The 12,160-nt window shown below is 73.4% G+C and carries 11 protein-coding genes; 4 read left to right on the plus strand and 7 right to left on the minus strand.

Annotated features, from left to right (window positions below):
* Window positions 1-4 precede the first annotated feature (4 nt).
* Window positions 5-220, plus strand: a complete 216-nt coding sequence (locus tag ABT360_RS29155; protein ID WP_351822875.1) for a hypothetical protein — start codon at window positions 5-7, stop codon at window positions 218-220.
* Here the strand turns inward: ABT360_RS29155 and ABT360_RS29160 are convergent.
* The 6 genes from ABT360_RS29160 to ABT360_RS29185 all read right to left on the minus strand — a co-directional run bounded on the left by ABT360_RS29160 (window position 208) and on the right by ABT360_RS29185 (window position 7,975).
* Window positions 208-1,455, minus strand: a complete 1,248-nt coding sequence (locus ABT360_RS29160; RefSeq protein WP_351822878.1) for an RNA polymerase sigma factor — start codon at window positions 1,453-1,455, stop codon at window positions 208-210. The two genes, ABT360_RS29155 and ABT360_RS29160, sit on opposite strands and share 13 nt — an antisense overlap.
* A gap of 157 nt (window positions 1,456-1,612) precedes the next feature.
* The gene (gene dnaG / locus ABT360_RS29165) at window positions 1,613-3,520 is read right to left on the minus strand and encodes a DNA primase (RefSeq protein ID WP_351822881.1); all 1,908 of its coding nucleotides are present in this window, start codon (window positions 3,518-3,520) and stop codon (window positions 1,613-1,615) included.
* Window positions 3,521-3,568: 48 nt separating this feature from the next.
* Window positions 3,569-4,837, minus strand: a complete 1,269-nt coding sequence (locus ABT360_RS29170) for an NAD(P)/FAD-dependent oxidoreductase (protein ID WP_351822884.1) — start codon at window positions 4,835-4,837, stop codon at window positions 3,569-3,571.
* Between the two features lie 108 nt (window positions 4,838-4,945).
* Window positions 4,946-6,259: a deoxyguanosinetriphosphate triphosphohydrolase gene (locus tag ABT360_RS29175; RefSeq protein WP_351822899.1), complete on the minus strand. Its 1,314-nt coding sequence runs from the start codon at window positions 6,257-6,259 to the stop codon at window positions 4,946-4,948.
* A 46-nt stretch (window positions 6,260-6,305) separates the two neighbouring features.
* A complete protein-coding gene (locus ABT360_RS29180) occupies window positions 6,306-7,199 on the minus strand; it encodes a sirohydrochlorin chelatase (RefSeq protein WP_351822887.1) in 894 nt (297 codons plus the stop codon).
* A gap of 89 nt (window positions 7,200-7,288) precedes the next feature.
* Window positions 7,289-7,975, minus strand: a complete 687-nt coding sequence (locus tag ABT360_RS29185) for a hypothetical protein (protein WP_351822902.1) — start codon at window positions 7,973-7,975, stop codon at window positions 7,289-7,291.
* A gap of 168 nt (window positions 7,976-8,143) precedes the next feature.
* Between ABT360_RS29185 and ABT360_RS29190 the strand changes: the two genes are divergently transcribed.
* From ABT360_RS29190 to ABT360_RS29200, 3 genes are all read left to right on the plus strand, one after another.
* The gene (locus ABT360_RS29190) at window positions 8,144-8,854 is read left to right on the plus strand and encodes an aquaporin (RefSeq protein WP_351822890.1); all 711 of its coding nucleotides are present in this window, start codon (window positions 8,144-8,146) and stop codon (window positions 8,852-8,854) included.
* Window positions 8,855-8,928: 74 nt separating this feature from the next.
* Window positions 8,929-9,603, plus strand: a complete 675-nt coding sequence (locus ABT360_RS29195; RefSeq protein WP_351822893.1) for a SanA/YdcF family protein — start codon at window positions 8,929-8,931, stop codon at window positions 9,601-9,603.
* Between the two features lie 100 nt (window positions 9,604-9,703).
* The gene (locus tag ABT360_RS29200; protein ID WP_351822896.1) at window positions 9,704-11,809 is read left to right on the plus strand and encodes a molybdopterin oxidoreductase family protein; all 2,106 of its coding nucleotides are present in this window, start codon (window positions 9,704-9,706) and stop codon (window positions 11,807-11,809) included.
* Here the strand turns inward: ABT360_RS29200 and ABT360_RS29205 are convergent.
* Window positions 11,739-12,149, minus strand: coding sequence for a gamma-glutamylcyclotransferase family protein (locus tag ABT360_RS29205; protein WP_351822905.1), 411 nt, complete (start codon window positions 12,147-12,149; stop codon window positions 11,739-11,741). The genes ABT360_RS29200 and ABT360_RS29205 overlap by 71 nt on opposite strands.
* Window positions 12,150-12,160 lie beyond the last annotated feature (11 nt).

The following is a 12,160-nucleotide window of genomic DNA, read 5'->3' on the forward strand; positions in this document are numbered from 1 at the left end:
ACACGTGACGGACGACGGCAAGGGCGGGAAGGGGCGCGCGGCGGCGGCGGGTATGGCGCTGTGGATTCCGACCGGCGCCGGCATCGGCATCTGCATGGGCCAGTTGAGCGGCAACCTGGCCGTGGGCATCGCCCTGGGCATGGGTGTCGGCGTGGCGCTGGGCGCCGCGACGGACGCGCGCGCCCGGCGGCGGCAGGGCGGGGCCGATCAGTCCAGGTAGCCGCGCAACTGATCCGCGAAGGCGTGGTCCCGCAGCTTGTTGAGGGTCTTGGACTCGATCTGGCGGATGCGTTCGCGCGTCACGCCGAAGATCCGTCCGATCTCCTCCAGGGTGCGGGGGCGGCCGTCGACCAGGCCGTAACGGAGCTGGACCACCTTGCGTTCGCGTTCCCCGAGCGTGGACAGGACGGCCTCCAGGTGCTCGCGCAGCAGGAGGAACGCCGCCGACTCGACGGGGGACGCGGCGTCGCCGTCCTCTATGAGGTCGCCGAGCGCGACGTCGTCCTCCTCGCCGACCGGCGCGTGCAGGGAGACCGGCTCCTGCGCGAGGCGCAGCACCTCGCCGACCCGCTCGGGCGCCAGGTCGAGGTGGGCGGCGACCTCGTCGTGGGTGGGTTCACAGCCGCGTTCCTGGAGCATCCGCCGCTGGACCCGGACGACCCGGTTGATCAGCTCGACGACGTGGACCGGGACGCGGATGGTGCGGGCCTGGTCGGCGAGGGCCCGGGACATGGCCTGGCGGATCCACCAGGTGGCGTAGGTGGAGAACTTGTAGCCGCGCGCGTAGTCGAACTTCTCGACCGCCCTGATCAGACCCAGGTTGCCCTCCTGGACGAGGTCGAGCATGGTCAGGCCGCGGCCGACGTACCGCTTGGCGACGGAGACGACGAGACGCAGGTTCGCCTCGATGAGGCGGCGCTTGGCCATCCGGCCCATGACGACCAGCCGGTCGAGGTCCAGGGCCAGCTGGGAGTCCAGGTCGGGGGTGTTCGCGAGCTTCTCCTCGGCGAACAGGCCGGCCTCGACGCGGCGGGCCAGTTCGACCTCCTCGGCGGCGGTCAGGAGCGGTATGCGGCCGATTTCGCGGAGGTACTGGCGGAAGAGGTCGGAGGACGGACCGCTGCCGGACGCTTCGGCGGCGGCACGGCTCCGGCTAGGAGGCACCTGGTCGGGGTCGTCCGGATCCGGTACGGCGTCGGACAGGGTCTCCGGGTGGTGCGGTGGAATGCCCTGTACGGGGACGGCGATGGCCGTGGCCGTGGCCGGGTCGATGTCGGTCAGGGTCTGGGTCTGCACGAGGGCGACCTCCAGGGTGATCGCTGCCGGTTCGGGGGCGTGCGGCAGCGGGACGGCGGCGGCCGTGCCGCTGTTCTCCGTCCCGTACTCGATGAGCGGATCCGCGGGGGTGAGAGGCCCACCGTCGGTGGACCGGCCGCGCTCCGAGGACTCAGGCACCGCCACCCAGTGTGGGGTACGACACATCACCGCCAGTAGGGGCGTGCGACCACTTTTTGCGACCGATCGGTGACGGGGCGCGGTGACGGCAGGGGGCGGCCCGTGGGTGGGGGCGCGGCGGTGGCAGGGGGCGGCCCCGGCCGGAGGGGCCGCGGGGTTACAGGGCGGCTGCGCCGTGGTTGCGGAGGGAGCGGGCGTACTGCTCCAGGACCCACAGCTCGTTCTGGACGGCCGCGAACTGCTCCGGGTCGCCGTGGGCGCCGAGGCGGGCGAGCGAGCCCTGGACGTCGCGGATGCGGCGGTCGACCGCACGGAGGCGGACCTGGACGAGCTGGTCGCCCGCGTAGGTCTCATCGACGGTGCGCCCGTGGATGACCTCCACGGCCAGCTCCGTGACCAGCGCGCGGACCGTGTCGTCGGGTGCGGCGTCCCGGACTCGCGCCAGGTATTCGGCGGTGTCGCTGATGCCCTGTTCGGCGCCGCCCGCGTCCGCGATGGTCTGGCGGACCGCGGCGTACGGAGGGGCGGTGAACTCGTCGGCGCCGTACGCGTCGAAGGCGGGCGAGACGAGGGCCGGGTACTGGAGCGCCAGCTTCAGCAGCTCCCGCTCGGTGCGGTGGGCCGGGCTGCGCAGGTTCAGTGCGGGCCCCGAGGGAGCGGTGGGGGCCCGCATCGTGTGCGCGGCGGGCGCTGGGCGGGTGGCGGCGGGCGCGGGACCCCGGCCGCCGCGGTCCCTGGCCCAGCGGGCGAACTGGGCGACGCGCTTGACCACGAACTGGGTGTCGAGGATGCCGAGCATCCCCGCGAGCTGCACGGCGACCTCGTGCTGCGAGGCGATGTTCTTGATGCGGGCGACGATCGGCGCGGCCTCGTCGAGGGCGGCGGCGCGGCCGGCCGGCGTTTCCAGGTCGTACCGGTTCACGATCTGGCGCAGTGCGAACTCGAAGAGCGGGGTGCGGGGCTCGACGAGGTCGGCGACCGCGTCGTCGCCCTTGGCGAGGCGCAGGTCGCACGGGTCCATGCCGTCCGGGGCGATGGCGATGTACGTCTCGGCGGCGAACTTCTGGTCGTCCTCGAAGGCCCGCAGCGCGGCCTTCTGCCCGGCGGCGTCACCGTCGAAGGTGAAGATGACGCGGGCCGAGCCGTTGTCCATCAGCAGCCGGCGGAGGATCTTGATGTGGTCGCCGCCGAAGGCGGTGCCGCAGGTGGCGATGGCGGTGGTGACGCCGGCGAGGTGGCAGGCCATGACGTCGGTGTAGCCCTCGACGACGACGGCCCGGCTGGACTTGGCGATGTCCTTCTTGGCCAGGTCGATGCCGTACAGCACCTGGGACTTCTTGTAGATCGGCGTTTCGGGCGTATTGAGGTACTTGGGGCCGTTGTCGTCGTCGCGGAGCTTGCGCGCGCCGAAGCCGACGACGTCGCCGCCGACGTCCCGGATGGGCCACATCAGGCGGCCGCGGAAGCGGTCGATGGGGTTGCGGCGGCTCTCCTGGGCGAGCCCGGAGAGGAGCAGCTCCTTGTCGGTGAAGCCCTTGCCGCGCAGGTAGCGGGTGAGGTGGTCCCAGCCGGCCGGGCTGTAGCCGACGCCGAAGTGCTGGGCGGCGGCCTGGTCGAAGCCGCGTTCGGCGAGGAACTTCCGCCCGATCTCGGCCTCGGCGCTGTCCAGTTGTTCGACGTAGAACTGGGCGGCGGCCTTGTGGGCCTCGATCAGCCTGATCCGCTCGCCGCGCTGGTGGCCGGGGTTGTACCCGCCCTCCTCGTACCGCAGGGTGATGCCCGCCTTGGCGGCGAGGCGCTCGACCGTCTCCGAGAAGGAGAGGTGGTCGATCTTCATCACGAAGGCGATGGTGTCCCCGCCTTCCTGGCAGCCGAAGCAGTGGAAGAGACCCTTGCTGGGGCTCACCTGGAAGGAGGGGGACTTCTCGTCGTGGAAGGGGCACAGGCCCTTGAGGTTGCCGCCGCCGGCGCTGCGCAGCTGGAGGTACTCGGACACGACGGCGTCGATCGGGACCGCGTCCCGTACCGCCTTCACGTCGTCATCGTTGATCCTGCCGCCTGCCACGCGTAAATCTTACGGGGGCTTCGGCGCTCGTCCGGCGGGGAACGGGGCCTACGGGCGGGGTAGGACTGCCGTCAGCGGGGTGGAGGGGTCGGAGAGGGCCTCGGGGTCCACGGGCGCACCGGAACGGATGAGCTCTTGGATGTCCGATGTGACGTCCCACACATTCACGTTCATCCCGGCCAGCACGCGGCGGTCCTTCAGCCAGAAGGCGATGAACTCCCGCTTGCCCACGTCGCCGCGGAGCACCACCTGGTCGTACGTGCCCGGCGGTGCCCAGCCGCTGTACTCCATGCCCAGGTCGTACTGGTCGGAGTAGAAGTACGGGACCCGGTCGTGGCTGACGTCCCGGCCGAGCATGGCGCGGGCGGCTGCGGGGCCGCCATGGAGGGCGTTGGCCCAGTGTTCGACGCGCAGCCGGGTGTGGAGCAGCGGGTGCTCGGCGGCGGCCACGTCTCCGGCCGCGAAGATGTCCGGGTCGGAGGTGCGCAGCGACGCGTCGACGGCGATGCCGCCGCCGTGGGCGCGGTCGACCAGGGCGAGGCCGGCGTTCTCGGCGAGGGCGGTGCAGGGGGCGGCGCCGACCGCGACGAGCACGGCGTGGGCGGGGTGCTCGTCGCCGCCCTCGGTGCGGGCGGCCAGCACCATGCCGTCCTGGCCGACGATCTCCGTGAGGCGGGTGCCGAACCGGAAACGGACGCCGTGCCCGGCGTGCAGGTCGGTGAAGAGCTGGCCGAGCTCGGGGCCGATGACCTGGTGGAGGGGGGTGGGGGCCGCTTCGACGACGGTGACCTCGGCGCCGTATCCGCGCGCGGCGGCGGCGACCTCCAGGCCGATCCAGCCGGCTCCGGCGATGACCAGGTGGCCGTTGTCACGGCCGAGGGCGGCGAGGGTTCCCTGGAGCAGGTCGGCGCCCGCGAGGCGGCGCAGGTGGTGGACGCCGGCGAGGTCGGTGCCGGGGACGTCGAGGCGGCGCGGCTCGGAACCGGTGGCCAGCAGCAGCTTGTCGTAGCGGATGGTGGTGCCGTCGCCGAGGCGTACCGTCTTGGCGGCACGGTCGACGGCGGTGACCGGCTGGCCGAGGTGGAGCTCGATGTCGTGCTCCGCGTACCAGGCGGACTCGTGGACGAAGACACGCTCGCGCGGCTCCTTGCCCAGGAGGTAGCCCTTGGACAGGGGCGGGCGTTCGTAAGGCGGGTCGACCTCGTCACCGATGAGGATCACGCGGCCGGTGAACCCTTCGGTGCGGAGTGTTTCCGCCGCCTTGGCCCCGGCCAGTCCCCCGCCGACGATGACGAAGGTCTGATCTGCGTCGACCACTTGTTGCCTCCTGGTGGTTTCCGGGATTGTCACGCTACGCCGCCGTCCCTCAGCAGCGTCCCGTACGGAGCGTGATGTCGGAAGAGGACGCCCCCGGGAAACGCGGCCTCAGCGGCGGCTCGTCAGGCGGGCGTGCAGGGTGCGGGCGGAGGCGTCGGTGAGCGAGGCGATCTGGTCGACGATCACCCGCTTGCGGGCCCGGTCGTCGGGCGCGGTGTGGAACAGGGCGTGGAACTGGGGGTCCAGACCCTCGGGTGCGCGGGCCGTCAGCGCCTCGGCCAGCTCGGCGAGCACGATGCGCTGGTCGGCCCGGAGCGCCTCCTGCTCGGCACGCTGCATCACGTACCGGTCGGCGACCGCTTTGAGCACCGCGCACTCGTTGCGGGTCTCGCGCGGTACGACCAGTTCGGCGGCGTACCGGGTGAGGCGGCCCGTGCCGTACGCCTGGCGGGTGGCGGCCTCGGCCGCGAGGCAGAAGCGGCCGATGAGCTGGCTGGTGGCGTCCTTCAGGCGGGCCTGGGCGATGGCGGTGCCGTCGTAGCCGTGCGGCCACCATTCCTGCTCCATGAGCCGGTCGAGGGCGTCGGCGAGCTCCTGCGGGTCGGTGCCGGCGGGGACGTACCGGCCGATGGCGACGCGCCAGATGTCGGCGCGCTCCGGTTCGGCGACGAGGAGGTCGGGGTCGATGTGCCCGGCGTGCAGTCCGTCCTCGAAGTCGTGCACCGAGTAGGCGACGTCGTCGGACCAGTCCATGACCTGCGCCTCGAAGCAGCGCCCGTGCTCGGGGGCGCCCTCCCGCACCCAGGCGAAGACCGGCAGGTCGTCCTCGTACACCCCGAACTTGGGCGAGTCGGGGTCGGTGGGGTGTCCACCGCGTGGCCAGGGGTATTTGGTGGCGGCGTCGAGGGTGGCGCGGGTGAGGTTGAGGCCGACGCTGATGACCTCGTCGGTCGCGTCGATGTGGACGAACCGCTTGGGTTCGATACGGGTGAGCAGGCGCAGTGACTGGGCGTTGCCCTCGAAGCCGCCGCAGTCCTTGGCGAAGTCGTTGAGTGCCTGTTCGCCGTTGTGCCCGAAGGGCGGGTGGCCCATGTCGTGCGAGAGGCAGGCGGCCTCGACGAGGTCGGGGTCGCAGCCGAGGGCGGCGCCGAGCTCACGGCCGACCTGGGCGCACTCCAGGGAGTGGGTGAGCCGGGTGCGTGGGCTCGGGTCCCAGGCGTGGCTGCGGGAGCCGGGGGTGACGACCTGGGTCTTGCCGGCCAGGCGGCGCAGCGCGCCCGAGTGCAGGACGCGTGCGCGGTCCCGCTGGAACGCGGTGCGGCCCGGTCGCTTGTCGGGCTCGGGGGCCCAGCGCGCGGTGGCCTTCTCGTCGTACGTGCCGTTCTTGTCGTCCTGGCCGTCCTTGCCGTTCATGCCTTCCATGCCGTTCATGCACTGAAGGTAACCGCAGGGACTGACGGTGAACCGGTCAGGCGGAGACCAGTTGGGGGGAATCGGCCGGGACCGCCGCCGTGGTCAGGGCCTGGTCGTAGCGGTGGAGGAGGAGACGGGCGAGCGCGGGGTGCGGGCCGAGGGGGGCGGCAGCGATCCAGGGCGCGGTTGCCGCGCTGCGGGTGGCGAACAGGCCGGGGGCGGTGAAGTAGGAGGCCACGGCTATGCGGTGGCGGCCTCGGGCGGTGAGGGCGCGGACGGCTTCGGGGACGGTGGGCGAGGCGGCGGAGGCGTACGCGGGGACGACGGGCACGCCGCCGAGGCGTTCGCTGAGCAGCCGGGCGGTGCGGCGGGTGTCGGCGGCGGAGTCGGGGTCGCGGGATCCGGCGGCGGCGAGGACGACCCCGGTGCCGCGGGCGGTGTGCCAGCCGGCTTCGGTGAGCCGGTCGTGGAGCGCTTCGACGAGCAGGGGGTGGGGGCCGAGCGGGGCGGCGACGCGCACGCGCAGGTGGGGTGCGCTGGCGGCGGCGCCGGGCAGGTCGTGCTTGACGTGGTAGCCGCGGCTGAGGAGGAGGGGTACGAGGACGGCGTCGCCGGGCGGGAGGTCGGCGAGGGTGTGGTCGAGCAGGGGGGTGTTCAGCTCGATGTGGCCGAGTCGTACGGGCAGGCCCGGCCGTAGTTCGCGGACCCGGTCGAGGAGGGCGTTCACGGTGGCCGGCGCGCGGGGGTCGCGGCTGCCGTGGGCGACGGCGACGAGGGTGGGCGGGTGGGGTGTGCTCATGGGCCTGCGCGGTCCGTCCGTTCCGTCGAGGTGGAGATGGGTCAGCCGGGTGCCGAGCTGTGCGGTGACGCGGGTGAGCAGCTGGGCGGTGCTGTCGAGGGGCTGGGGCGCGTGGGGATGGGGCTCGTGGGGGTGGGCCGGCTCCGTCATGAACCGATGGTGACGGGCAGGTGTTGCCAGGGCGTTGCGCGTGGGTGACGGGTGTTTTCCACGGGCTCACGGGCCGCGCGGGGAGGGCGTCAGCCGGCCGGGGCCCAGATGCGGAGCGTGCCGGTCGCCGTGAAGCCGTGGCGCAGGGCGGCCGCCAGGTCGTCGCCGTGCTCGTATCCGACGACCGGGGTGCCGGGGTGCAGGCGGGTGGTCGCGGCGAGGCACCCGGGCCAGGGATCGGCGCCGGTGCCGGTGCCGGTGCCGGTGCCGGTGCCGGTGCCGGTGCCGAAGAGGTTGGAGACGCCCACGACGTCGGGGGCGGTGCTGTGGGTGAGGACCGCCCCGGCGACGATGCGGCCGTTCGGCGCGCGGCCGGCGAGGACGGTGGTCGCCGGGTCGGCCAGGAGCGCGGGGCGGAAGAGGTCCATGGGCGCGCCGTCGCTCCAGGCGGTTTCCCAGGCGGCGAGTTCGGCGGCGGTCCGGACGGGCTCCCAGGGGGCGGCGTCCTCGGGCTGCGGGGCAGGTGTGCCGGCGGGGCGGTGGATCCACCGGGCGTCGAAGAGCGGCTCGAAGCCGTGGCCGGCGAGGTCGAGGGTGGCGAAGCTGTCCTTCACGGAACAGCCGGGCACGCTCCGGTCGATGCCGTCGAGCACCTCGTGCGAAGCAGCGTCGGGCACGAGGGTGACGGCGTCGGGGTAGTACGGCGGCGTGCGGCGCGGGTGGGTCCAGGCGACGTCGCCGAAGGTGCCGGGACCGAGGCCGTGGGCGCGGCACATGGCGTCACACCACTCGGCGTTGTTGCGGGCGGCTGCCCGGGCCCAGGGGCCGGATGTCGTCACGCGGGACATCGTGCCAGGACGCGGGGCAGAGAACGATCTCTTTTACCCGCTACATTCTTTTCGAAACGCGGAACATATTTTCCGCACACAGGAAGTGGGGGTCTCATGGGTGGTACGCAGCGGGCGCTGCCACGCCGCGCCGTCGCGGAACTCGTCGGTACCGGGGCACTCGTGGCGGTCATCATCGGTTCGGGCATCCAGGCCACCGGCCTCAGCCATGACGTCGGGGTACAGCTCCTGGCCAACTCACTGGCCTCGGCGATCGGGCTCGGGCTGCTCATCGCCCTGTTCGCCCCGGTCTCCGGAGCCCACCTCAACCCGGTCGTCACCCTCTGCGTCTGGTGGACCGGACGGCGTTCCCACGACGGCCTGACCGGCCGGGAGGCCGCCCTCTACATCACCGCGCAGCTGGCCGGGGCGGTCGCGGGCGCCCTGCTCGCGGGGGCCATGTTCGGCCGGGCACCCGTCAGTTGGTCCACGCAGATGCGCTCCGACGGCCACCTCCTGCTCGGCGAGACCGTCGCCACGGCCGGTCTGGTGCTGCTCATCCAGGGCCTGGACCGCATCGGGCGCGCCCAGCTCGCGCCGGTGGCGGTCGCCGCGTACATCGCCGCCGCGATCTGGTTCACCTCGTCCGGTTCGTTCGCCAACCCGGCCGCGACGGTCGGCCGCTCCCTCACCGACTCGTTCACCGGCATCGCGCCCGCCTCGATGCCGGGCTTCATCGCCGCCCAGCTCCTCGGCGGGCTGCTGGGGGCGGGGCTCGCCACCCTCCTGTACGGCCGGCCGCAGTCGAGATCACACGTACCGCACTGAACCCGGCGGGCCGCTGCCGCGTCGGAACAGGCGGCGGGGGTGGCGTGCGGGACGTCGACAAGGGGGTTCGGTCCATGAGAGGCATACGGCGGCTGAAGTGGCCGGTGAGCCGGCGCGGGCAGCGGCGGCTGGTGCAGGGCACCGTGCTCGCGTGCGTCCTGGCGCTCGCGCCCGCGACCTGGATGCACGCCGTCGCCGACAGCCGGCTGCGGACGACGGCGGACGTTCCCGCCCGGGACGTCGCCGTAGTCTTCGGGGCCGGCCTGTGGAAGGGCCGCCCGACGCCGTACCTGGCGCACCGGCTCGACACCGCCGCCGCGCTCTACCGGGACGGCAAGGTCAAGGTCGTCCTGGTCACCGGGGACAACAGCCGCGTCGAGTACGACGAGCCCGACGCCATGCGCGGCTACCTCAGGGAGCGGGGCGTACCGGACGGGCGGATCGTCAGCGACTTCGCGGGCTTCGACACCTGGGACTCGTGCGTCCGCGCCAAGAAGATCTTCGGTGTGGACCAGGCCGTGCTGGTCACCCAGGGCTTCCACATCCGCCGGGCGGTCGCGCTCTGCCGGGCGGCGGGCATCGACGCGTACGGGGTCGGGGTCGACGAACCACGCGACTCGGTCTGGTACTACGGCGGGGCGCGGGAACTGGCGGCGGCGCACAAGGCGGCCCTGGACGCGGCGCTGAAACCGGATCCGAGGTTCCTGGGCCGCCAGGAGAAGGGCGTGACGGAGGCACTGGGACGCTGACGCGCCTCACCGGCGGCGCCGGTGGGGGCGGAGCCGGCCGTACCGGGTCTGTAATGCGCCGTGTCGGTGGCCGTAACACGCGCGTCGCATGCTCGGGGGCATGCTCACCGCCACCATCCCCACGCACTGCCCGTACTGCGCCCTGCAGTGCGGGATGAACCTCAAGCCCGCCGGCGACGGCGTCGAGGTGGTGGAGCGTACGGACTTCCCCGTCAACCGGGGAGCCCTGTGCGGCAAGGGACGTACCGCACCCGCAGTGCTCTCCTCCCGGGTCAGGCTGGAGGGGCCCCTGGTCCGACGCCCCGCCACAGGCAGGCTCGAACCGGCCACCTGGGAGGAGGCCCTGCGTGCCGTCGCCGACGGGCTGCGCGGCACCGGGGAGAAGCACGGGCCCGACGCCGTCGGGGTGTTCGGGGGCGGCGGGCTGACCAACGAGAAGGCGTACACGCTGGGCAAGTTCGCCCGGCTGGTGCTGGGCACCTCGCAGATCGACTACAACGGCCGGTTCTGCATGTCGTCCGCCGCCGCCGCCCACCAGCGGGCCTTCGGGCTCGACCGGGGGCTGCCGTTCCCGCTGGAGGACATCCCGCGCACCGGCTGCGTGATCCTCGTGGGGTCGAACCTGGCCGAGACCATGCCCCCGGCGCTGCGCTACCTGACCGAGCTGAAGGAGAACGGCGGCAGGCTCATCGTCGTCGACCCGCGCCGCACCCGTACCGCCGAGCAGGCCGACCTCCACCTCGCGCCCCGCCCCGGTACCGACCTGGCGCTCGCCCTCGGGCTGCTGCACCTGGTCGTGGCGGAGGGACGGACGGACGAGGAGTTCATCGAGAGCCGTACGACGGGCTGGGCCGGTGCCCGCGCCGCCGCCATGTCCCACTGGCCCGCGCTGGTCGAGCGCATCACCGGCGTACCCGTGCCGCAACTGCGCGAGGCGGTGGCGATGTTCTGCGACACGCCCGACGCGATGGTGCTGACCGCGCGCGGTCCCGAGCAGCAGTCCAAGGGCACCGACACCGTCGGCGCCTGGATCAACCTGTGCCTGGCCACCGGCCGCGCCGGCCGCCCGCTGTCCGGCTACGGCTGCCTCACCGGACAGGGCAACGGGCAGGGCGGGCGCGAGCACGGGCAGAAGGCCGACCAGCTGCCCGGCTACCGCAAGCTCGACGACCCCGCCGCCCGCGACCACGTCGCCGGTGTCTGGGGCGTCGACCCCGACACCCTCCCGGGGCCGGGGCGCAGCGCCTACGAGCTGCTCGACGCGCTCGGCACCGACATCAAGGCCCTGTTGCTCATGGGGTCCAACCCGGTCGTCTCGGCACCCCGCGCCGCGCACATCCAGGAGCGGATCGAGTCCCTGGACTTCCTGGCCGTGGCGGACGTGGTGCTGTCGGAGACGGCCGCGCTCGCCGACGTCGTCCTGCCCGTCACCCAGTGGGCGGAGGAGACCGGCACCCTCACCAACCTGGAGGGCCGCGTCCTGCTGCGCCGCCGGGCCGTCGACCCGCCCGAGGGCGTACGCAGCGACCTGGAGGTGATGCACGCCCTCGCCGGGCTGCTCGGGTGGGAGAAGGGCTTCCCCACCGACCCGGAGGAGGTCTTCGAGGAGCTGCGCCGCGCCTCGGCCGGCGGGCCCGCCGACTACGCGGGCATCAGCTACCGCCGTATCGCGGAGGAGGACGGCGTCTTCTGGCCGTGCCCCGAGCCCGACCACCCCGGCACGCCCCGGCTGTTCCTGGACCGGTTCGCGACACCGGACGGGCGGGCGCGGTTCGTGCCCGTCACGCACCGGGCGGCGGCCGAGGAGACGGACGAGGAGTACCCGGTGGTGCTGACGACCGGGCGGGTGGTGTCCCAGTACCAGTCGGGCGCCCAGACCCGGCGCGTCGCCGAGCTGAACGCCGCGGCGCCCGGCCCGTTCGTGGAGCTGCACCCGCGGCTGGCCGACCGGCTGGGGGTCGCCGAGGGCGAGCCGGTGGCGGTCGTCTCGCGGCGGGGGCGGGCGGTGGCGCCCGCGCGGATCACCACGGGCATCCGGCCGGACACGGTGTTCATGCCGTTCCACTGGGCCGGGGAGGGCCGGGCGAACACGCTCACCAACCCGGCGCTCGACCCGACGTCCCGGATGCCCGAGTTCAAGGTGTGCGCGGTGCGCCTGGAAGCGGTGCGCCCGGAAGCCGTGCTTCCCGAAGCGGCCGGCGGCTGAGCCAGTCCCCGCCCGCGATCGGCTCCCCCAGCCGCACGGCCCGCGTGGCGACGTACACCCAGGCCCGGGTGCTCGCCCCGTCCCGGGTGCGCACCACCTCGCACACCTCCCGCTCGTACCCGTCCTCCAGGAGGTCCAGGACGGCGAGGAGTTCCTCGTACCGCCCCGGCGCGGCGCTGATCAGGTCGCCCGCCACCTGCCCGGCGCCCCGCACCAGGTACGGGTAGCCGGGCCCGTCGTACAGCAGGGCGCCCGCCAGCACGTCGAAACCCCGCTCCCGCAGCTGCCGGAACGGCACCAGGGCGAGGGAGGGCCGGTCTCCGACGGGGATGTCGGCCAGGCGCTCCGCCT

Source organism: Streptomyces sp. NPDC000229, assembly GCF_040300825.1.
Classification (GTDB): Bacteria; Actinomycetota; Actinomycetes; order Streptomycetales; family Streptomycetaceae; genus Streptomyces.